Here is a 20,608-nt window from a genome sequence, read left to right as displayed (position 1 = left end):
TCTCAAAAATAATGCCCAAGAAGCTTTTTCTTTATCCTGCTCTTTTCGGGCTAGTAATGAGTAGAGATGCCCTACCCATTAGAATTTCACTCTATCCTTCCACACATACATAAGTACAATGTGAATGACTATCATTCATTTCTCCTCAAAAATGAACCTACCTTTTCAGACAGGTTCATCTTACTACTTCTTTATATGTAGTGCATGTGTTAAAAAATCTAGTACTTCTGCCTTTTGTAGCTCGACTTGCTCATCATCTTTATGATCATATAAATAAACTTGTTCTGCTGCTGATTCAACAAGAGCGATAAATAACTTTGCTGTTCGCTCTGCATGAACCGAATCACGAATTTCACCGGCTTCTTTCGCCTCACTTAAAAATTCGCTTAACCACATATAAAGAGGCTCATACACAGCTTCCCATTCTTTTATATGTTCTGTAGATGCCAGACCTGCATACATTAAAGCTTGTATTTCACGATACTCCTCTATAAAGCGAAACACCGCATCTATGACTTGTGCCACTTTATTTGAAAAAGGTACATCCTTTTGTACTTTTTCTTTCACTGCAAGTATCATCTTTTCAACCATCACTTCTGCTATTGCAGGCATAACAGATAGCTTAGAAGGAAAATATAAATAGAAAGTTCCTTGCGCAATGCCAGCTAATTTCACGATATCAGAAATCTTCGTTTTTTCAACGCCCTTTTCCTGAAACACTTCAATAGCCGCATAGACAATTTTCTCTTTTTTATTCATCATCTAAACCCTTTCACATGCGTATTGAATGACTGTCACTCATTTTATAAAATAACTAGCTGTACTGTCAATTATCGTGTACTTTTTATAATAAAAATCTCCTAACGATTTGTTAGGAGATACAGTATATCTTTACGAAAGTGCCTTTAATCCTGTCACACCACATACAATAAGAGCCACACTAATAATACGCGCTTTACTTTTCGACTCACCAAATAGGAACATGTTTAATAAAACTGCGCCTGCTGTTCCAATACCGATCCAAACCGCATACGCGACACTTACTTGTAAGAATAAAAACGATGTATACAAGAATGCAAAGGAAGTTGCAAATCCACCTATATAAAGCGATCCATTTGCTAACGTCTTATCTTTACTATACATTTTAAGACCTATCACACCGACTATTTCACTAATTGCAGCACAAAATACGAAAAACCAACCCATCTTTAAGCAGCTCCTTCCATAGTTTCTTCTTTATTGTCAGCCAACTTTAAACCGATAACGCCAGCAACAACCATCACGATAAAGAATAGTTTTCCTAGGCTGAAACTCCCGCCGAAAAGGAATACATCCATTAAGAACGTACCTACCGTACCAGCTCCGGCAAACACAGCATATACTGTCCCAGTCGCAAGCTGTTCACATGCTTTAGAAAGAAAGTGAAAATCAATAGCGATAATGCCTACAATAATAATCCAATGCCACCAAGTATGGGCTGTATTAAATCCAAACACCCAAAAAATTTCAAAGATACATGTTAATATGACATATAACCAAGCTTTATTTTTCATACCTCTCACCCTTCATGACTGACTATCAGTCATTTTTGTTTTAAAAAAATATACTCTTTTATTATTACTATATAAAAACAACTATCATCCTCATTTACCATTGTATTTGTTCCATTTTTAAACTAGCTACATCCTGCCACATAAAAATGACTGAATGTCATTCATATTTATTGTACATGAACATTTTAAAAACTGTCAATGCCGAAAGTTTATTTAAAATTTCTTTCATCCGATTTGTATATTTCCTAATAATCTGTCAATACTGCTAGTAACATAATATTTTCTCCACTCCCCCTTGGAGAGATCCCTTGAATAGAGCAGTTAGCCTTTGCTAGCTGCTCTTTGTAATTTGTCCGCACACTATGATGAAATACTCATAGATCAAATCCATTTTTGATCACATAACAAGGAGTGAAGGATTTTTGAATCTATTTATTCTTCAACGAATCTTTGTATGCAATAATTTTATTTTCGAGCATCTTCTCTGTAACTTCTAAGTTTTCTCTTTGAATCTGAATAGATTTCCTATGATCTTCTAGGAGCTGTAAACGAGCTTCAGTTGTATGCTCCCCTTCTGTATATAATCTAGCGTATTCTCTTATTTTCGCTATTGGCATTTGCGTTTGTTTTAACTTCATTACAAACTGCAACCACTTTATATGAGACTCTTCATAAAGCCGATTCCCATTTGTATCGCGATTTGTAATTAATATATTTTCCTTTTCATAATAACGTAATGTATGCGTGCTCACTCCTAATAATTTAGCTACCTCGCTAATTGTGTACATACTCTCACTCCCTCCACATGCTTACCCTCATATATTTTATAGCCTTATCAAATTTATAAAAAAACATTTGACTTAGAGTATACTCTAACAAATACAATCTAACCATAAATGAATTTGAACTTAGGGGGATTTTATATGAAATACACTGTTATTACTGGTGCAAGTTCTGGAATCGGTTATGAAGCAGCTTTAGCATTTGCATCTCGCGGAAAAAATTTAGTACTTGTAGCTCGAAGACAAGAAGAATTAAACGGATTAAAATTGAAAATTAACGAAATGCATCCTGAGTTGGATGTTGTCATTCGAAGAACTGATTTATCTGTTACTGAAGATGTTTATAAACTTTATGAAAGCCTACAAGCTTTTCAAATTGAAACGTGGATTAACAACGCAGGTTTTGGTAATTTCGCTTCAATTGCTGAACAAAATTTAAATAAAATAGAAACGATGTTACATGTAAATATAGAAGCACTAACGATACTCTCTTCTCTTTTCGTTCGAGATTATTCCATGGTTGATGGCACACAGCTTATTAACGTTTCATCAGGCGGTGGATACACAATTGTTGCTGATGCTGTTACGTATTGCGCTACGAAATTCTATGTAAGTGCATTTACAGAAGGGCTGTCTCACGAACTGAAAGAACAAGGCGCAAAACTGCAAGCAAAAGTTTTAGCTCCTGCTGCAACTGAAACAGAATTTGCGAAACGTTCATTTGATGTTGATGAATTCCAATACGATAATGTTGTACCAAAATTCCACACTGCAAAACAAATGGCACAATTTATGCTCGACCTTTATGATAGCGATAAAGTTGTAGGAATTGTCGATGGTTCTACGTATAACTATGAACTTAAAGATCCACTTTATAATTTTGCCGTGAGACAAACGAATTCAAATTCTTAATAACATCTCCATTTCTTATGGAAATATAAGTTCTCACTATTATGTAAATAATAGTGAGAACTTTTTCTCTATAAATTTTTCATCCAACATACCGGACCATCGCCACCTCATCACAATAATCAACCTTTGGACAATGTCTACAATCAACCCATACTTTCTCTGGCAACGATGCTTTATTCACAAAATCAAACCCGCACTTTTGAAAAAATTCCGTTTCATAGGTTAAAGAAATCACTCTATTTACTTTTATTTTTACAGCCTCATTCATAACATGATTCACTAACATACGCCCTATCCCTTGCCCTGCATATGTATGCGAAACGACTAACGATCGTATTTCTGCAAGATCTTCCCCTAATACATGCAATCCAGCAACTCCAACAATCCTCTCGTCTTCTTTCATAACATATAAACATTGCAAATATTGATAGAGAGACAGAAGTGAACGTGGTAAAACAACTCCCTCTTTTGCGTAAACCTCAATGAGACTATAAATTTCTTTCACATCACTCGTCACCGCATTAAAGATTTTCATATTATATCCCCTTGCCCTCGATATTAATATTTATAACTTTTAATGAATTTTAATTCATAATTTTATATAATAATACATCTCTCTTTTCTCCTCGTCAATCACTTTATACAAACAAAAAACCAAGCAATCTAATCGATGCTCGGTTCCTCATTTCGTATCGGCAATACTGTTGAATATTTAATTTCACGAAGTGCCAAACTCGTCTGTATACGTGTAATACCAAGTTTATTCAGCTTTCTAATAAACTGCTCCAACTCTTTACGATCACGATTCGCGACTTTTAGTAAGTAATCGTACTCTCCTGTTAAACAGTGACATTCTAACACTTCCGGCATCGCTTCTAATTCCTTTTCCAACACTTCCAGCTTATCTGATTGATGAATATTCGTACTCATAAAAATAAAACATAATAAATCAAATCCAAGCTTTTCTTGATTTAAAATCGCAACTTGCTTATCGATGAAGCCTTCCCCATCCAACCTTTTTATTCTTGCGTGCATCGCAGCCGGTGATAAATTAACGCGGCGTGCCAGCTCTGCATTACTTACTTGTGACTCCTTCTGCAATATATCTAAAATTTGTACGTCCAAATCATCCAATACTTTAATAACAGACGACTCCATTACAATTCCCCCTTTTTCTTACCGATGATTATTCGAAAAAACACCTTATAATTTATACAAAACTGAATATCCTTCCGAAAACACCATTTGTAACTAAACATTTTATTGAGTTTTTACCATTATACAAAAGAATATATTACACAATAAAGAAAAATGCTAAAATTATTTACAATTCGTATTGATTACAAAAAAGGGGATTTTAGCATGCCTTATTTTTACGTCTTTTTACTATTACTAACGAGCTTATTATGGGGAGGGAATTTTGTCGTTGGGAAATCACTCGTTGATCATGCATCACCGATGACACTGACAAGTTTAAGATGGATGATTGCAATTGTTTGTTTATTACCGATGGTATGGCTTAAAGAAAAGAAAATCCTTCCACCACGTACTGCAATACTTCCGTTAATACTAATGGGAATTTCAGGGGTCGCTCTTTTTAACATCTTTCAATTTTTAGCATTAGAAAAAACATCCGCTACGAATGTAGGTCTTATCTCTACATTAAACGCAATTTCAATTGCACTATTTTCTGTATTATTTCTAAAAGAAAAAGTAAATACACTTCAAATTCTATCCATGATTCTGTCATTCTTCGGGGTTATCCTCGTCCTATTAAAAGGTGATTTCTCACTTTTATTTTCACTACATTTTAATAGCGGCGATTTATGGATGATTGCAGCAGTTTGTATTTGGGGAATCTATTCTGTTTGCAGTAAATGGGCAACAAAAACAACTACACCACTTATGGCAACGTTGTACTCTGGTATTTTCGGCGTTATTTTATTACTACCATTTAACATAGGTAGCTTCACTGTTTCAAATATAAATAATTCTTTCATCACATCACTTTTATATACTGGTCTTATTTCAACAGTTCTTTGCATGGTATTTTGGAATATTGGCGTACAAAAATTAGGAGCAACTACATCTGGTATTTTTCTTAACTTCAATCCGATTTTCACAGCCATTTTAGCATTCATATTCCTCGGAGAAGAATTAACGTGGATACAAATTTTAGGGACAATTGTCGTTGTAACAGGCTGTTATTTATTTTCTCATTTCAAAACTGTTGCTGTTCAGCCAACTAAAGCTTTAATGCGAAAACATTCTTAATGAAAAAACATCGTCATCTGGGTTGGCGATGTTTTTATTTACTCTTCATTTCTTTTATATACTGCTTTTCCTCTTCTGGTGATAAACGTTCTGTTGCCTTTCCAGTATCGCCACCTTGAATTTCCCACAAAAAGTTGTGCTCCTCAACCGTTTGTGAAAAATCCCCTTTCTCCCAGCGCTCTAATGTGGCAAGTAGCTTTGATTTATGTTTAAAATTTGTACTACTTTCTACTGCGTTCTTCGCACTAGCAATTTCCTTATTTGTCATTTCAATAAATCCCCATTTTTCGGAGGATTTCACTTTTTGATGTACCATCCTATGCATTGTAGAAATAATTTCATCTTCACTAGCTTGTGGCTTCTCTTCCTCTGCTTTCTTCCCCTGTTGCCCCATTACTTTTTGTGCTTTAAGGCTCTTCTCTTCTTCCTCTATATAAGTAAGAAGTTTAGTAACACCGAATACAGCTCCTATCGCAATTACAATCATTGCAATTGTCCCTATTATCCATTTTTTCATATTATGTATGCCCCATTCCCCTAATAATTACATAAACAAATGGAATCCCCTGCGCACAGCTGATTCCATTTGTTTCCTTATTTCATTTTAAACCTTCATCGCTTCTCGTACAATATAACTATCCACATATTGATTGAATTTTACGATTTTTCCATTTTCAAGCTGCCATACATGAACAAATTCTGCTTCAAATGATTTTCCTGTTTCTTTATAAACTCCAGAATATATACCTTCAGCAATAATTACATCTTTTCCGTTTACTTCATGATATATATTTACACTCGCTTTATAATCATCCCATTCTGATCCTAAACGGCTAAATACATTTTCCATTATTGCTTCTATACCTATATACGTTCCGCCGTATGGGAAACCTTCTGCCTCTGTCCATTCCACTTTTTCAGAGAGGGCTTCTGCTAAATATTTTGCATTTGAAGAAGCTGATCCTTCATACGTACTTCGAATAATTTCTAAATTTGATTTAGGCATGTTACTTCCTCCCATTTACTTATTTTTACACAAGATGTAACTTGTGCAGTTACATCTTGTGTAAAAAAATATTCAAATTGTTTTATTCTTAATCTATTTGTTGTAATCATTATAGTTACATTAATTCTTCAAGTCAACAATTTATAAATAAAATTTACTTCGTTTTCATTACTTTCTCTTTTAAGAAACGGTCTACATAACCTTCTGCTTTTACAACGAATAAATACGCACCCATTGATAATAATGCAAGATCTAATTCATATCCCGGATTCTTTCCATCTCCTAATAAACCTGCTGCTCCATTTACCTTTACGATAGCTCCAGCTAAAATAAGAGCGAATAACAATCCTACATATCGTACGCCTAAACCGATAATTAATAATATACCACCAACTAATTCTACAGTTGCTACGCCGTATGCAAGACCACCTGGTAAACCGATGCTTGTAAACCATCCTGCTACGTTATCGATACCTGATTGAAACTTTGCTAAACCATGTGCAAAGAACGTAACTCCTAACACGATACGAATAATTAAATTCCCAATATATTGATTCATTTTGAACTCTCCTTTTTGTTTTGTTATGGTGAACTTTTATTCACAAGTCAAAACAATACGGTATTTTATTTCATTCGTCAAATACTTTTTTAAAGAAAACAAAAAACATTATCACTTTTACGGATAATGTTTTCCTACAAAATAGCGCTAATTCAAGCTTTTATTCTATCGCATAAAAAAAGTTGAAACATTTTTCCAGCGCCAACATACGGCAATAAAGATACATCCTCTTCCACAACCATTCCAACAACATTCACTTTCTCATCTACAGGTAAATCATGTATGGCAACTTGCATCTCTCCTGCATATCTACCGTACAATTCATTATCCATTGTAATACTGCCTTTCTTTCTTGCGATTGTATGCATCGGCTGTAACACCACTCTATTTCCTTCCCTTGATTCTACAGATCGAATAACATCACGAGCCGGATCTAGTCTATTTGTATGCACTTGCTCCACCACTTTTACTGCTTCTTTATCAGTTATAAATGATTTGTAACGCAGTGGAATAATCCCTCTGCTCGCACTCTCTATTTCTCGCATGCTTTCCAAACTTGCGCTTATATCCCCAATCAACACTTTATCGACGCCACAATCTTGAACCAGTTCTAAATACGCTTCAAGCGGGCGCATATTGCGATGTTTCTCTAACGTCGGTAACCCTCCATATAACGGACCACGTTTTTCCCCATCTCCTGGAATAAATGCCATCGTTTTTATTCCGCACTCCTGTAAATATTGATTTTGCTTTTGTAAGAAGGACTTTGCTAGTCCTGTCTCTGGACGTGGGTAAAAATTATGCCACGCTTCTACATTCTCTACTCGTATCTTTTCAGTAATTAACTCTTTCCAAAATGACTTTGTAATCGTGCTCGCATTTAAAGCTACTTTCATCTTATGAGATACGCTTGTAATTTCTTTTGGCGCAATGCCGTAATCCATTCGTAAACCGGTAATGCCCCAGTCTAATAACTCTTCCACATTTTCATATGTTAGTCCTAAATGATGTAACGATTTTGGAGAAACATCAACCATTAACTCCATTTCATACGCAAGAGCCTGTTTCCCTAATATTTGAATTAACTCTTTATACGTATTTGGATCATCTTCTGGAATGTGCAGTGATGTGAAAATAGATGTAAATCCATTTTCCTTCGCAAATTTTAGCCACTCTTCTTGTTTCTCTACTCGTTCTTTTGAAAGATAAATGGAAACTCCAATCATATAAATCTCCCTTTCTATTAATGAAAAAAGAGAAAGGAATCCCTTTCTCTATATATTTTCTGCCATCTCTTCTTTAAATCCAAAGAAGTACGTGAAGATAAATCCGAAAGTATATGCAATTACTAAACCTAAGAAATATAGTAAATATTTATTATCAGCAATTAACGGGATTAAAGATAAGCCTGATACGCCAATTCCAAGTGAAGCCGTTTTCATAACTGCTTGGAATGCACCACCGACAGCCGCTCCTAAACAAGCAGTAATAAATGGTTTCCCAAGTGGTAATGTAACCCCGTATAATAACGGCTCACCAATTCCTAAAAAGCCAACTGGCAATCCACCTTTAATCACATTACGAAGTCGTTTATTTTTTGTTTTTACATAAATTGCAATCGCTGCGCCCACTTGGCCAGCACCAGCCATTGCGAGTACCGGTAATAAAGGTGTTACGTGCGTTTGATTAATAAACTCCATATGAATCGGTGTTAAACCGTGGTGTAATCCGACCATAACGAGTGGTAAAAATGTTCCGGCTAGCACTGCCCCAGCAAATGCCCCACCAACATTTAAAATTGCGTTAATACCGCTCGTAATACCATCAGATAAAAATCCCGCTGCTGGCTGAATCGCTAACATCGTAACTATGCTTACAGCTAATACAGTAATAAGCGGTGTTACAATAATATCAACTGCATTTGGCACTGCTTTTCGTACTCTTCTCTCAACTACTACCATAAGCCACGCCGCAAAAATAACTGCAAACAATCCGCCACGCCCGGGTACCATTGCTTCACCAAATAATTTCACATTCGCCATCGCTGGGTTAAAGATTAAAATACCCGCAATTGCCCCAAGAACAGGTGTCCCGCCAAATTCTTTCGCTGTATTCCAACCGACTAAAACCCCTAAAAATGTAAAGATACCGCCGCCAATGAGTAGTAACATTTGTAGCCATGTTGCATTTGGATCAGCACCTGCGTTTTTCGCGAAGTTAGCAACTCCGTTTATAATTCCTGATGCAACAAGACCAGGTATTAACGGAATAAAAATGCTACCTATTTTTCGTAAAAAGTTCTTCACTGGTGTATTATTTTTCTTCTTCATCTCTGATTTAATCTCTTGACCAATATCTTCAAGGTGATGATCTGCCACCTCACCAATTCGTAATCCTGTTAAACCTTCCATTTCAGCTGCTACTTTATTTACTGTCCCTGGACCAACGACAACTTGAAGCGTCTCATCTTCTATAACACCCATAACACCTTCAACTTTTTTCAAAAGGTCCATGTTTACTTTACTTTCATCATGAAGCGTTAAACGTAGTCTCGTCATACAATGAGCAATACTACGAATGTTTTTTATTCCCCCAAGTTGCTCCGAAATTTCTTTGGCCATTCTCTCTTCTTTCTTCATAATAGAATCCCCCTCCCTATTATAGTTTCACTTTATAGTGCCTTCTTCACAAACCCTTTCGCGTATTTTAATTTCTCCAGTGCTTCCCCATACTCACACTGTAGTAACACCATAACAATCGCAGCTTTTACGTTACGTTCTGCCTTTTCATAATACTCTGCCGCTACTTCATAACTAGCGCCTGTTGCTTCCACAATAATTCGTTTTGATCGTTCTACTAACTTTTCATTTGTGGATTGAACATCTACCATTAAGTTTTTATATACTTTTCCTACACCAATCATCGAAGCTGTTGAAATCATATTAAGCACTAATTTTTGTGCTGTACCAGCTTTTAAACGCGTTGATCCTGTTAATATTTCTGCACCGGTCTCTACTTCCACGTTTAGCTTTGCATATTTACTTATTTCAGCATTTTTATTACAAGAAATACTCGCTGTACTCGCTCCTACGCTCTGTGCGTATTTCAAGCCGCCAATTACGTAAGGAGTTCTACCACTTGCGGCAATACCAATAACCGTATCTTTCTCGTTTAATCCAATACTTTTTAAATCTTCTTCTGCTAATTCTTCACGATCTTCAGCGCCCTCCACCGCCTTAGTAAACGCTTTCAATCCACCTGCTATAAATCCTTGCACCATTTTATCATCTGTGCCAAATGTAGGGGGGCATTCCACTGCATCTAGAATACCTAAACGACCACTCGTACCAGCCCCAATATAAATCAATCGTCCCTCTTCTTCAAAAGATTGAATAACAGTCTGTACAACCTTTTCAATTTGTTCTATTTCATTTTTAACTGCTAACGCAACAGTTCGATCTTCTTCATTCATACTGTGTAACACTTCTTTTATGCTCATTTCATCCAGATTCATTGTTTTCTCATTACGATGTTCTGTCGATAAATTTTCCAACATATTGTCACCTTCTTTGAAATTATATTTCACACTTTTATTATAACTTTAAGAAACTAAAAATCAATAACTCTTTCTTATTTTATGAAATAAAATTTCAAGACATGACATATTTGTGTCAAAGATAATAAAGTGAAACTTTAATCAGTGGGGGTTTTGTTCATCCCCACTGATTATTAGCCCGCACCAATCGGGCTTTTACGGGCAGCTGATCCCCCACCTAACTTTCTTTGCTTCCGCTGAATTTTGAAGTGGGGGTCTTACTGCCCGGCAAATAGTGGGATTAAAAAAGATGAGTCTCCTCATCTTTTCTTCTACTTTAACTTCCGTAACCGCAACGCTTCTTCTCGCGTCTCCATAAATTGATCCAATACTTTATTGCCAATTCGGTTGAAAGTAATCACATATAAAGCATCAATCATATTCAGTTGCGTCATTCTCGACGCAATACTTGCGATACGATGATCTTGTTCTACATCTGGCATACAAAGACGAATGTCCGCTTCTTTATACAAGGGGGATGATTGATCTAGCTTCGTAATTCCAATAACAGTTGCACCTTGTCTCTTTGCATACTGCGCCATTTCAAGCACATCTTTCGTTCGACCAGATGTTGAAATCGCAACAAATATATCGCCTTCTTTTAAATTCGTCACAAGCGGCAACATCATATGAAAATCAGATAACATCATCGCAGTAAATCCGAGCCGTGTAAATTTATATGCCCCATCCATCGCCGGTGTGGCTGATCCACCTACGCCGTAAAATATAATTTTGCCCGCATTGACAATACGATCTGCAGCTTTCTCAAGTTCCTTCTTATCTATCGCAGTAACGCTCGCCTCAATTGCAGCTTTATTCACATAAGTAACTTTATTAAACAAATCGTACGGTCCATCTTCCGTATTCATCACTGAAAAATCGTTAATATTATAATCAGCAATCGTTAATTCACGAACGAGTGCTATTTTAAATGCTTTAAAGCTCCCAATCCCAATCGACTTACAAAAACGAACGACACTCGCCTCACTTGCGCCTGCATTCGTTGACACTTCTTTCGTCGTTAAGTTCGGAACAATCTCTGCATTCTCCATTATGTACATGGCAACCTTCTTTTCAGCTGGTGAAAATTGATCCATATTACTTTCAATTTTAAATAGTAATGTTGAAGCTTTCACTATTTAACCTCCACTTCTTACGGTTGCGTATATTCTCTACTATCATTTACATCATATAGATAAAAACTATCATTACCAGGTGGATAGTGAACAATTACAGTTCGATTCCCTTTTTTATATGACGTTATTTCGCCTTCAGATCTCTGGTATTCCCATCCATTTATCCAAATTGCAAAGTCAGGTATAAAAGCAGTGTACTTATAGTCTTTCGGATTATCATCTTCCACATAGGAAGAGAAAATAGAAACAGGAAAATCTTTTATTTTTGATTCTTTCCCTATAATAAATGGTATACACAGTACACTGAGTATAATTACACCTATAACCTTCCCCTTCGTAATCTTCACACATCCCTCTCCTCGCTCACATCATATACATAGATTTTACCATAATTACAAACCATTCATGTTACATGATCGTTTCCTTTTACAATAAAAAAAGAGCTTACCTGCATCAGATAAGCCCTTCCTCTCTATACAAAATATTTCTTCAAAAGCGGCGGCGTAATAATCGTCGTTAATATAACAACAATAACAATCGCTGTGAAATTTTCTTTCGCTAATAAATTCGCCGTAAGTCCATTTGCTGCGATGATAAGCGCTACTTCTCCGCGTGACACCATCCCTGCACCAATGCTAATAGAAGATTGACGGTTGAATCCTGTCAGTCTTGCTCCTAAACCGGATCCGATTAACTTTGTGAAAATCGCAACGATCGTCATAATGATAATGAACCAAAGCTGACTCCCGATTCCTTGAAATGTAATTTCCATTCCGATACTTACGAAGAAAACTGGTACAAATATCGCATAAGCAATCGGTTCAATTTTATGTTCTACTTCATGCTTATACTCTGTTTGAGAAATGGCAATTCCTGCTGCAAATGCTCCAATAATGCCTGCAATTCCCATCATTTCACTGTAATACGAAAAAGAGAAACAAATAATAAGAGCGGCGCTAATTAAAGCTTCTGTTACGCGAAGTGGCACAAGCATTTTCATAATCCAAGGAACAACTTTCCAAGCGATAAAAACAATACTTACAAAGAAAACAATTTTCTTTACAATGACAAGTGTTATATTCACATCTTGTGTGCCTAAAAAGCTCATAACAAATGCTAATAAAATAACGACTATAACATCATCAAATACGGCAGCACCTAAAATCATTGTACTTTCTCTCGTATTCATTTTCCCTAAATCACGTAGCGTTTGCACTGTAATACTAACCGATGTTGCGCAAAGTAATAATCCTAAAAAAATTGCATGGGATTGCATTAATCCAAACAGCAATCCTGTTACATAACCACCGATAAAAGGAAAAATAATTCCTCCGGCCGCTACTGCAAATGATGATTTCAAATTCCGATTTAACTCTTCTAAATCTGTTTCAAGCCCCGCCATAAACATAAGTAGCAAAACACCAATCTCACTCAGTTCATCAATCAGTTCAGAACTATTAATAATACCGAGTACAGCCGGACCGATAATAATACCAACAATTAACTTACCAAGTACAGAAGGCTGGCCGAGTCTTACGCTAATATCACCAGCTAATTTCGTACAAAGTAAAATGACAACAAGTTCAAAATAAAATAACATAGCATCTGCTCCTACTTTAACTTTAATGAGTGGGTTTTCTTCATCCGAATCTGATTGTGAACCCCCGTCCATTTCTGCAAGTAGTTTCCCCTATTAATCGCATTTTATTTGTCATATTTTTATTTGACAAAATATTCTGAATTATATTAAGATTAATCCAGCAATTTTAAAAACTACATACCATAACTGTACCTCCATTTCCTTACATACTCTTTTCTAGTGGACTCATACTATAGTCGCAGTTATGGAAATGAAAAAACGGGGGGAGAGTCCAAATTGAAGTCATTATTACGAAAAAAAGCGCTTAGTACTGAATCACCAAAGCAACTAGAACGAACATTAACAGCACTTGATTTAACGTTCTTAGGCATTGGCGCCGTAATTGGGACAGGGATCTTTGTATTAACTGGTATTGTCGCAGCAAAACATTCTGGTCCTGGCATTATGCTATCATTCCTTATTGCTGCATTTACTTGTGCTTGTGTAGCCTTTTGTTATGCCGAATTCGCTTCTTCTATTCCTGTCTCAGGAAGCGTGTATACTTACGCATACATGACGGTAGGAGAAATCATCGCTTTCATCGTCGGATGGTGTTTAATGCTCGAATATTTACTTGCAGTCGCTGCTGTAGCTGTCGGATGGTCTGGTTATTTACAATCTTTACTACAAGGATTTAACATACACCTGCCCGCCATAATCGCCTCGGCCCCTGGCGTAGGAAAAGGTGGTCTCATCGATTTACCAGCTGTTTGTATTTTACTAATCATTACTGGTCTTTTAAGCTTTGGTATACGTGAAAGCGCACGCATTAATAATATTATGGTTCTTATAAAACTAGCTGTTATTATCGCCTTTATCGTAGCAGGCGCAAAATATGTAAAACCTGAAAACTGGACACCGTTTATTCCATTCGGATACGACGGTATTATTACTGGAGCCGCTACTGTATTCTTCGCCTTTTTAGGTTTTGATGCAATCGCAACCGCTGCAGAAGAAACGAAAAAACCGCAGCGTGACTTACCAATTGGTATTATCGGTTCCCTTCTTATTTGTACTGTTTTATATATGATCGTATCTTTCGTTTTAACAGGTATGGTTCCTTATACGCAATTAGACGTTTCTGATCCAGTTGCATTTGCATTGCATTTCGTTGGTGAAGATACCATTGCAGGATTACTTGCCGTTGGAGCGATGACTGGAATGACGACCGTTCTCTTAGTCGTGATGTATGGACAAGTTCGTGTTTCATATGCAATGAGCCGTGACGGTTTACTTCCAAAAGCATTAGCTCGCGTAAATAAAAGAGTCAAAATCCCGTTACTCAACACATGGATTACTGGCGTTGTTTCGGCTTTATTAGCAGGACTTTTAGACTTACACTTACTAGCTAATTTAGTAAACATCGGGACATTAACAGCCTTCACATTCGTTTGCTGCGCCGTACTTATTTTACGAAAAACACATCCTGACTTAAAACGCGGTTTCCGCACACCTTTCGTACCTGTCTTACCAATCGTCGCGATTCTTTGCTGTTTATATTTAATGATCAATTTGTCTAAAACGACATGGATTAGCTTTGCAGTTTGGATTATAGTCGGCTTATGCTTCTATTTCTTCTACTCTAGAAAACATAGCCATTTAGCTATTGAAAAAACAAATGATGAAAAGAAAAAAGCATAACAAAATAGCTCGCCTATAAACTGGCGAGCTATTCTTATGCGTTTCGTTAACGATTGTAAAATGAAAAATATGCACAATTCCCTTTTAGTGTGGAGCATGTAAGAATACCAATTCCGCTCGTACATAACCCCCACCTTTTTATACATATTTCCTTTACTTCGTTCCCTTCTTTTTCTTCCATGCATTCAAACTATCAAAGAAGAAGTTAATAAATAACGTTCCTAATCCCGCTAATAAGAAGGTCATTAAAAATAAAATCCAAATACTTTTCTCTTTTAAAAAATAATATCCTACAAGGAGCACAACCGCGATCCATACATATTCAAGAATTCTTTTTAGCTTTTTCTCTTCCAAATTATTCGCTCCCTCTTTCTATACTACTTTTAGTATAACAAAAAAGAAGCCTATCATGATAAGCTTCTTTTCTTCCTTCTTATTTGTTCATGCTTTTTTCAACGAGTGAAATCGCATGCTCAAATGTACGATTCATCGTCTCTACCTGTGCATCTGTTACTTTCGCATCTTTCAATACAGATTCTGCAACTGTAATTTTTTGATTTAATGATTTCACTGAACCGTCCGTTACATTCGCAGCTTGTGCTTTCTTTACTGCAGCTTTGGCAGATTCAATATTCCCTTTTAATTTTTCTTTCGGTGTTTTCGGTTGTTCTTCTGCTACTTTAGATTGTACAAATGTTACATTAGCTGTTTTTAATTCATTATATGTTTGAACAATTTGTTCTCCAGTACTTCCTACATTTTCAAACGCTTGCTTTGCAGTGTTATAGCTTTTCTCTAGTTCTTGAAATGCTTCTTTTGAATATTGACCTGGCTTGCCACCAAACTCATACGTACCAGCCAACACTTCTTTTACTTTTCCTAGCTCTTCATATAACGCGTTTACTTGCTCTAACTTCGTACGGTTAGAAAACTCATTGTACGCTGCTAATACTTCTGAAGAACTTAACGCTTTACTATACAACTTTGCAAGCGCGATTTGACCGTTTAACGGAATGCCACCATTTCCATTGCTATCAGGGTCAGCTCCAAATGCAAACGGTACGTTCGGATGATACACTTTCCCTTGAGCTGGTTGGCTATTTACTTTTTTACCATCTACATAAATAGCTACTTCACTTCCGTTATACGTTCCTGTTAAATGATATGTTTTATTTGCTTCTAACTGAACGCCCACACGCTTATAGCTGCCACCAATATGAGCCCATAATTCAACATATCCACTTCCTGTAGACTCAAATCCAATTCCGCCGCTCTCTGTATTTTGTAAAATACCTTGTCCGCGAATTTCATTCATTGAAAATACAGTTTCTAGCGTAAAGGAATTTACAGCTTTTTCTTTTTGTGCTGCAGAAAATGGAAGGTATCCAAATGTATTTGCTTTTCCATTTAACTTCATAACATTCTTTTTCAATGCTTTATCATATTCAACAGTCACATTACCCTTCACATCACCTTTTGTACCAAATGGTGAATTGTCTTTAAATGTACCATCTGCGAAGTTTACATCAAAAATATCAGCCTTTGGTACTTTCACATTCGGATCAATATTATCTTTCTTCGTAGTAATTTCTGCTGTTAACGGTTGCACACTTTCATTACCAAATGAATCAATCGCAACTACTTCAAGCGTATATGTTCTCCCGCCATCTAGTCCTGCCAGTGTAAATGTCAGCTCTTTCGGCACCGGGTCACGATAAAACTCTGAGAATGCTAACAATTTATTTTTTATTTCACCCGTTTGCTTATCTCTAGCTTGTACACGATAAGAATGAACAAGAAGATTGTCCAACGCTTGCTGGAATGTCACTGTTGCTGCATTTTCTGTTACATTTGATACAGCAAGCTTTGCATCCTTTGCAAAGTATGGCTTTTCTTTATCACGATCTTCTACATGTGTAAACGTTTCTTTCTTTGCCGGCAACTGGATTTTCCATGGCTCGCCTGTCCAAGAATTTGTATGGAAATCACGGCGATTAATCGTCACTTCTTTATCATCCACTTCTACTAATAAACCTTGACTTAACGTGCTAGCCCCTGGCGGAATATTCCCTTGTACTTTACCACCTTCAACCTCCATATAACTTACTGAAGATGTACCAACTGATGTAAAGTCTTTTTGGTGAATCGATCTTGGATCGTCTAACGGATAATGCGAATGACCCGAAAACGTAATGACTTGTGGATATTCTTTTAATACTGCATTAATTTTCGCGCTATCTTGCGTTCCCCATTCTTGGCTACCGTATACTGTATCTTTAATATGTTGATGTAAAAATACAAAAATCGGTTTTTCCGGATCATCTTTTTGTGCTTTTGCCATCTCTTCTTTTAACCAATTAATTTGCTTGTCCGAATAATAACCGTGTGTTGTTCCATTCTCTGGAGACATAACAAGGAAGTGATAACCCTTTACCACTTTATGATAATAAATTGATTCCATACCCGTTTTTTCTAAAAATCTCTTTTGTGCCCCAGCTTCTGATAAACCATTCCAATAATCATGATTCCCTAGGGAGTTCATTCGTACCGCATCTTTATTTGCATTTTCATTATATACTTGCATGAAACGATCATACTGTTGTACCGACCCTGAATCAGTAAAATCTCCCACAATTACGAACGCATCTTGCTTTGGTGCAAGCGTATTGAACTGTTCAATCGCTCTCTTCCAGCGAAACGTATCATCTGTTCCACTATTTTTAATATGAACATCACTTACAACGGGAAAAACTATCTTCTTCTCACTTGCTGCCTTTTCTTGCTTTTTCTCCTCTGCTTTGACTGATGTACTCCACGGAAATGATACAAATGCTAATACAAACACCATCAATAATCCAATAAGGCCTTTTACTTTTCGTAAAACAGTTCTGTCCATGTAAATCCTCCTCATATAATGAATTAATTACAATGGTTATTGTATCGAACACATATTAACTTCGTTTAAAGTGAAAATAAAATTTGTTTAACTTTTGTAAATATACAGTCAATTTTCTGTAACATCCAACATTACTTGTATTATCTTATACAACCACCTTTTGTTTAACAGACTCTTATTCATTATTATGATTTGGAAGCCTATTAAACAAACTTTCCTGAAATTTTTCGCCCCTTTATTAACACAACTATCGTTTTACAACATTTAATAGTAATAAAGAGAAAGTATGAAGGGAGGAGCTATTAATGGCTTGTAAAAAAAATATCGGCTGTTATGCCCCTTTATCTATCATCTGCCCTCCCTATAATCCACCTAATCCACCAGAACCACCAGGCTGTGAATTAGTTACAAATGAATTTGCCGGTAATTTTCTTATAACAAAAGAAATTCCAACACCTTCTGAAAATTCGACATTAATCTTATGGGAAGGTGATGGTGTATTAGAAATATCTGGTACCATTTCTGTGTATAATAGTACTAGTAGTACTGCAGGAATTACCGTTCAAATTATCGGAAAGGTGACAAATACTTTTACAGTCTATCCTGGCAACACAATGTCATATACAGGTCAATCATTACAATCTGTGACTATCATTGATATTCCAAATAACCCAACCCGATATATGGAAGGAAAATATTGTTGCCAATTCTCATTTTGCTTATAAATTTCTTCACCACCTTAACTTACAAACTATATAAAAAAGCATACCAATTTGGTATGCTTTTTCTTATGAAATTGGATAACGTACTGTCAGACATAATTGTCCTTGGCTTACTCCCGTTCCTGTTGTTACGATTTGAATTGTAGTAAAGTATCTTACTGTAAACGATCCACTACTTTGTGGTTGTACAGTAATTGTATTCACTACTGTTGCTCCTACTAAAAAATTCACGGTAATTGGAGCTGTACCTACATCATATTTCACATAACCTGATGCATATAAATCTTGCGTAATATTATTCGTATACACTGTCTCCGTTACCGCACCAGTAGCGGACCAATCGATACATACTTGATCTTGTACAAGCGTATTATTGGAGCAACAAGATAAACTAGAATTCCCCATTTTAGCCCTCTCCTATTCTTCTATGAAAGTGGATAACGCGTCGTGATACAAAATTCACCTTGATATGTTCCAGCTGTTGCAGCGGGTAAAATTACCTCAATTGTTTCAAAACGGCGATACGTAAAAGCAATGCTAGTTCCCGGATTTATAGTTTGAGTATCAAGTGTATTACCAGCTGAATCAAGAACCGTTAACGTTATCGCTGCCGGTCCTACATCATATCGAACAAACCCCGTTCCAATTACGTTTTGATTAATATTATTGTTGTACAGTACATTCGTAATAGCAGTCGCCACTACAGTTCCTGACCATGGACTACACACTTTATCTTGTACATAATTTTTATCTGGACAACAAGTTAACGCTGCCCCTGAGCACTCACAAGACATAGTTGTTTTTCCCCTCTCTCTTTTGTATTCCCTATATGTGTATGTCCTTTAGAGTCTTTTGCCTGTACTATTCATCTATTTTAAAAAAATATTCAAACTTCAGTACCACTAACTAGATAGATTCCGTTTTGTCCCGTTTTTTCATAAATTTATAGATTAAGATACTAGCCACAATAATAACAATCCCTATTAATATAGGAAACATGTACTGTCCAACGATGTCTGCCGCTTTTTCCCAATGTGGACCTAATTTCATTCCTACATAAATATACAAAGTTGTTAACGGTAGCATCGCTATAAATGTATATATGCTAAACTGCCATATGTTCATTTTCGCCATACCACATGGAACAGAAATAAGCGTCCGAACTCCCGGGATAAAGCGTCCTAAAAATGCTACAACCGGCCCATATTTCTCAAAGAAATCATCTGCTTTTTGAATTTGCTCTTCTTTAATGAAGAAGTATTTCCCGTATTTTATTAATAGAGGACGACCACCGTAATAACCAAGTGCATATAACGTTAATGGTCCTGTCGTTCCGCCAATGGTTCCGGCTAGTACAGCAAGCCAAAAATTCATATCTCCCTCGTATACCCAATACCCAACAAGAGGTAAAACTACCTCTGCTGGGATAAATTCAAAAGTTAAAGCTAATACAACACCAAAATAAGAAAACTGCTTTAAATACTCAATTATATTTAGAATAATTTGATCCATTTTTAACCCCTATTCCTTATTCATATTATATTTTTCCTGTAAATGCGGCGGAGCCATTTTTACGATTTGCTGTAAAATGAGTAAAACAACACCAACATCATCTAATACACCGAAAAACGGTATAAAATCTGGTATAAGATCCATCGGAAACACTACATACCCAATCAAAAACGCGACGGATAATATTTTCTTCTTTACTGGCACTTCTTTTGAAGTGAAAAAGTCAAATAAAAAGGGACCAAAACGGCGGAAATGGAATACAAATCGGAATCTGTTTATAAGTTTTTTCATATAGATTTTTCTCCTTTCTTTGTATACAAAAAGGACCCTTACCAAATATGGTAAGGGTCCTAAAAAAGACAATAAGGGGCCTTTACCATT

General features: G+C 36.2%; 25 protein-coding genes. 4 read left to right on the top strand and 21 right to left on the bottom strand.

The window, feature by feature from the left end:
* Positions 1-183 precede the first annotated feature (183 nt).
* From COK05_RS22210 to COK05_RS22195, 4 genes are all read right to left on the bottom strand, one after another.
* A complete protein-coding gene (locus tag COK05_RS22210; RefSeq protein WP_098614286.1) occupies positions 184-762 on the bottom strand; it encodes a TetR family transcriptional regulator in 579 nt (192 codons plus the stop codon).
* A gap of 129 nt (positions 763-891) precedes the next feature.
* On the bottom strand, positions 892-1,206 hold the full coding sequence (locus COK05_RS22205; RefSeq protein WP_098614285.1) for a DMT family transporter: 315 nt from the start codon (positions 1,204-1,206) through the stop codon (positions 892-894).
* Between the two features lie 2 nt (positions 1,207-1,208).
* Positions 1,209-1,553, bottom strand: a complete 345-nt coding sequence (locus COK05_RS22200) for a DMT family transporter (protein ID WP_098614284.1) — start codon at positions 1,551-1,553, stop codon at positions 1,209-1,211.
* A 428-nt stretch (positions 1,554-1,981) separates the two neighbouring features.
* Positions 1,982-2,341 (bottom strand): MerR family transcriptional regulator, encoded by a 360-nt coding sequence (locus tag COK05_RS22195; RefSeq protein WP_098614283.1) that lies wholly within the window; start codon positions 2,339-2,341, stop codon positions 1,982-1,984.
* Positions 2,342-2,476: 135 nt separating this feature from the next.
* On the opposite strand from COK05_RS22195, the gene COK05_RS22190 reads away from it, so the two are divergent.
* Positions 2,477-3,247, top strand: coding sequence for an SDR family NAD(P)-dependent oxidoreductase (locus COK05_RS22190; RefSeq protein ID WP_098614282.1), 771 nt, complete (start codon positions 2,477-2,479; stop codon positions 3,245-3,247).
* A gap of 79 nt (positions 3,248-3,326) precedes the next feature.
* Here COK05_RS22190 and COK05_RS22185 read toward each other — a convergent pair whose 3' ends face one another.
* Positions 3,327-3,782, bottom strand: a complete 456-nt coding sequence (locus COK05_RS22185; RefSeq protein WP_098614281.1) for an N-acetyltransferase — start codon at positions 3,780-3,782, stop codon at positions 3,327-3,329.
* A 128-nt stretch (positions 3,783-3,910) separates the two neighbouring features.
* On the bottom strand, positions 3,911-4,405 hold the full coding sequence (locus COK05_RS22180; protein WP_000446106.1) for an Lrp/AsnC family transcriptional regulator: 495 nt from the start codon (positions 4,403-4,405) through the stop codon (positions 3,911-3,913).
* Positions 4,406-4,609: 204 nt separating this feature from the next.
* Here COK05_RS22180 and COK05_RS22175 point away from each other — a divergent pair, with 204 nt between their 5' ends.
* Positions 4,610-5,521, top strand: a complete 912-nt coding sequence (locus COK05_RS22175) for a DMT family transporter (protein ID WP_098614280.1) — start codon at positions 4,610-4,612, stop codon at positions 5,519-5,521.
* A 34-nt stretch (positions 5,522-5,555) separates the two neighbouring features.
* Here the strand turns inward: COK05_RS22175 and COK05_RS22170 are convergent, their stop codons facing one another.
* The 9 genes from COK05_RS22170 to COK05_RS22130 form a co-directional block, all read right to left on the bottom strand.
* Complete coding sequence (locus COK05_RS22170; RefSeq protein WP_098614279.1) at positions 5,556-6,038, bottom strand: PRK06770 family protein; 483 nt, start codon at positions 6,036-6,038, stop codon at positions 5,556-5,558.
* An 87-nt stretch (positions 6,039-6,125) separates the two neighbouring features.
* Positions 6,126-6,527, bottom strand: a complete 402-nt coding sequence (locus COK05_RS22165) for a nuclear transport factor 2 family protein (RefSeq protein ID WP_098614278.1) — start codon at positions 6,525-6,527, stop codon at positions 6,126-6,128.
* Between the two features lie 154 nt (positions 6,528-6,681).
* Entirely contained in the window at positions 6,682-7,086 is a 405-nt protein-coding gene (locus COK05_RS22160) for a DoxX family protein (protein WP_001077751.1), read from the bottom strand.
* A 152-nt stretch (positions 7,087-7,238) separates the two neighbouring features.
* Positions 7,239-8,312 carry a DUF871 domain-containing protein gene (locus COK05_RS22155; protein ID WP_098614277.1) on the bottom strand — a complete coding sequence of 358 codons (1,074 nt, stop codon included), beginning with the start codon at positions 8,310-8,312 and terminating at the stop codon, positions 7,239-7,241.
* 48 nt (positions 8,313-8,360) lie between these two features.
* Positions 8,361-9,725, bottom strand: coding sequence for a PTS transporter subunit EIIC (locus COK05_RS22150; RefSeq protein WP_098614276.1), 1,365 nt, complete (start codon positions 9,723-9,725; stop codon positions 8,361-8,363).
* Positions 9,726-9,757: 32 nt separating this feature from the next.
* Entirely contained in the window at positions 9,758-10,642 is an 885-nt protein-coding gene (murQ, locus tag COK05_RS22145) for an N-acetylmuramic acid 6-phosphate etherase (protein WP_098614275.1), read from the bottom strand.
* A gap of 311 nt (positions 10,643-10,953) precedes the next feature.
* Positions 10,954-11,817, bottom strand: a complete 864-nt coding sequence (locus COK05_RS22140; protein ID WP_098614274.1) for a MurR/RpiR family transcriptional regulator — start codon at positions 11,815-11,817, stop codon at positions 10,954-10,956.
* A gap of 17 nt (positions 11,818-11,834) precedes the next feature.
* Positions 11,835-12,164 carry an outer surface protein gene (locus COK05_RS22135; RefSeq protein ID WP_098614273.1) on the bottom strand — a complete coding sequence of 110 codons (330 nt, stop codon included), beginning with the start codon at positions 12,162-12,164 and terminating at the stop codon, positions 11,835-11,837.
* Positions 12,165-12,289: 125 nt separating this feature from the next.
* Entirely contained in the window at positions 12,290-13,417 is a 1,128-nt protein-coding gene (locus COK05_RS22130) for a cation:proton antiporter (RefSeq protein ID WP_098614272.1), read from the bottom strand.
* Positions 13,418-13,693: 276 nt separating this feature from the next.
* On the opposite strand from COK05_RS22130, the gene COK05_RS22125 reads away from it, so the two are divergent.
* Positions 13,694-15,097, top strand: coding sequence for an amino acid permease (locus COK05_RS22125; protein ID WP_098614271.1), 1,404 nt, complete (start codon positions 13,694-13,696; stop codon positions 15,095-15,097).
* A gap of 153 nt (positions 15,098-15,250) precedes the next feature.
* Here COK05_RS22125 and COK05_RS22120 read toward each other — a convergent pair whose 3' ends face one another.
* Together COK05_RS22120 and COK05_RS22115 are read right to left on the bottom strand one after the other, a co-directional pair.
* Positions 15,251-15,451 (bottom strand): hypothetical protein, encoded by a 201-nt coding sequence (locus tag COK05_RS22120; protein WP_098614270.1) that lies wholly within the window; start codon positions 15,449-15,451, stop codon positions 15,251-15,253.
* Between the two features lie 79 nt (positions 15,452-15,530).
* Complete coding sequence (locus COK05_RS22115; protein ID WP_141539210.1) at positions 15,531-17,993, bottom strand: LamG-like jellyroll fold domain-containing protein; 2,463 nt, start codon at positions 17,991-17,993, stop codon at positions 15,531-15,533.
* Positions 17,994-18,298: 305 nt separating this feature from the next.
* Between COK05_RS22115 and COK05_RS22110 the strand changes: the two genes are divergently transcribed.
* Positions 18,299-18,718 carry an S-Ena type endospore appendage gene (locus COK05_RS22110; RefSeq protein ID WP_098614268.1) on the top strand — a complete coding sequence of 140 codons (420 nt, stop codon included), beginning with the start codon at positions 18,299-18,301 and terminating at the stop codon, positions 18,716-18,718.
* Between the two features lie 63 nt (positions 18,719-18,781).
* Here COK05_RS22110 and COK05_RS22105 read toward each other — a convergent pair whose 3' ends face one another.
* The 4 genes from COK05_RS22105 to COK05_RS22090 form a co-directional block, all read right to left on the bottom strand.
* Entirely contained in the window at positions 18,782-19,120 is a 339-nt protein-coding gene (locus tag COK05_RS22105; RefSeq protein ID WP_000528442.1) for a DUF3992 domain-containing protein, read from the bottom strand.
* A gap of 20 nt (positions 19,121-19,140) precedes the next feature.
* Positions 19,141-19,509: a DUF3992 domain-containing protein gene (locus COK05_RS22100; protein WP_098614267.1), complete on the bottom strand. Its 369-nt coding sequence runs from the start codon at positions 19,507-19,509 to the stop codon at positions 19,141-19,143.
* A gap of 112 nt (positions 19,510-19,621) precedes the next feature.
* Positions 19,622-20,227: a DedA family protein gene (locus tag COK05_RS22095; protein WP_098614266.1), complete on the bottom strand. Its 606-nt coding sequence runs from the start codon at positions 20,225-20,227 to the stop codon at positions 19,622-19,624.
* 9 nt (positions 20,228-20,236) lie between these two features.
* The gene (locus COK05_RS22090) at positions 20,237-20,518 is read right to left on the bottom strand and encodes a YkvA family protein (protein ID WP_098614265.1); all 282 of its coding nucleotides are present in this window, start codon (positions 20,516-20,518) and stop codon (positions 20,237-20,239) included.
* Between the last annotated feature and the right edge of the window lie 90 nt (positions 20,519-20,608).

The sequence above is a fragment of the Bacillus cereus genome, assembly GCF_002567495.1.
GTDB lineage: Bacteria > Bacillota > Bacilli > Bacillales > Bacillaceae_G > Bacillus_A > Bacillus_A cereus_AQ.
The sequence above is the reverse complement of the archived record's forward strand: the minus strand, read 5'-3'. Positions and strand labels throughout refer to the sequence as shown.

What these genes read in the sequence shown, in the direction of transcription:
- COK05_RS22210 (WP_098614286.1), bottom strand. Translation starts at nt 762, where the DNA reads ATGATGAATAAAAAAGAGAAAATTGTCTATGCGGCTATTGAAGTGTTT.
- COK05_RS22205 (WP_098614285.1), bottom strand. Translation starts at nt 1,206, where the DNA reads ATGGGTTGGTTTTTCGTATTTTGTGCTGCAATTAGTGAAATAGTCGGT.
- COK05_RS22200 (WP_098614284.1), bottom strand. Translation starts at nt 1,553, where the DNA reads ATGAAAAATAAAGCTTGGTTATATGTCATATTAACATGTATCTTTGAA.
- COK05_RS22195 (WP_098614283.1), bottom strand. Translation starts at nt 2,341, where the DNA reads ATGTACACAATTAGCGAGGTAGCTAAATTATTAGGAGTGAGCACGCAT.
- COK05_RS22190 (WP_098614282.1), top strand. Translation starts at nt 2,477, where the DNA reads ATGAAATACACTGTTATTACTGGTGCAAGTTCTGGAATCGGTTATGAA.
- COK05_RS22185 (WP_098614281.1), bottom strand. Translation starts at nt 3,782, where the DNA reads ATGAAAATCTTTAATGCGGTGACGAGTGATGTGAAAGAAATTTATAGT.
- COK05_RS22180 (WP_000446106.1), bottom strand. Translation starts at nt 4,405, where the DNA reads ATGGAGTCGTCTGTTATTAAAGTATTGGATGATTTGGACGTACAAATT.
- COK05_RS22175 (WP_098614280.1), top strand. Translation starts at nt 4,610, where the DNA reads ATGCCTTATTTTTACGTCTTTTTACTATTACTAACGAGCTTATTATGG.
- COK05_RS22170 (WP_098614279.1), bottom strand. Translation starts at nt 6,038, where the DNA reads ATGAAAAAATGGATAATAGGGACAATTGCAATGATTGTAATTGCGATA.
- COK05_RS22165 (WP_098614278.1), bottom strand. Translation starts at nt 6,527, where the DNA reads ATGCCTAAATCAAATTTAGAAATTATTCGAAGTACGTATGAAGGATCA.
- COK05_RS22160 (WP_001077751.1), bottom strand. Translation starts at nt 7,086, where the DNA reads ATGAATCAATATATTGGGAATTTAATTATTCGTATCGTGTTAGGAGTT.
- COK05_RS22155 (WP_098614277.1), bottom strand. Translation starts at nt 8,312, where the DNA reads ATGATTGGAGTTTCCATTTATCTTTCAAAAGAACGAGTAGAGAAACAA.
- COK05_RS22150 (WP_098614276.1), bottom strand. Translation starts at nt 9,725, where the DNA reads ATGAAGAAAGAAGAGAGAATGGCCAAAGAAATTTCGGAGCAACTTGGG.
- murQ (WP_098614275.1), bottom strand. Translation starts at nt 10,642, where the DNA reads ATGTTGGAAAATTTATCGACAGAACATCGTAATGAGAAAACAATGAAT.
- COK05_RS22130 (WP_098614272.1), bottom strand. Translation starts at nt 13,417, where the DNA reads ATGTTATTTTATTTTGAACTTGTTGTCATTTTACTTTGTACGAAATTA.
- COK05_RS22115 (WP_141539210.1), bottom strand. Translation starts at nt 17,993, where the DNA reads ATGGACAGAACTGTTTTACGAAAAGTAAAAGGCCTTATTGGATTATTG.
- COK05_RS22110 (WP_098614268.1), top strand. Translation starts at nt 18,299, where the DNA reads ATGGCTTGTAAAAAAAATATCGGCTGTTATGCCCCTTTATCTATCATC.
- COK05_RS22105 (WP_000528442.1), bottom strand. Translation starts at nt 19,120, where the DNA reads ATGGGGAATTCTAGTTTATCTTGTTGCTCCAATAATACGCTTGTACAA.
- COK05_RS22100 (WP_098614267.1), bottom strand. Translation starts at nt 19,509, where the DNA reads ATGTCTTGTGAGTGCTCAGGGGCAGCGTTAACTTGTTGTCCAGATAAA.
- COK05_RS22095 (WP_098614266.1), bottom strand. Translation starts at nt 20,227, where the DNA reads ATGGATCAAATTATTCTAAATATAATTGAGTATTTAAAGCAGTTTTCT.
- COK05_RS22090 (WP_098614265.1), bottom strand. Translation starts at nt 20,518, where the DNA reads ATGAAAAAACTTATAAACAGATTCCGATTTGTATTCCATTTCCGCCGT.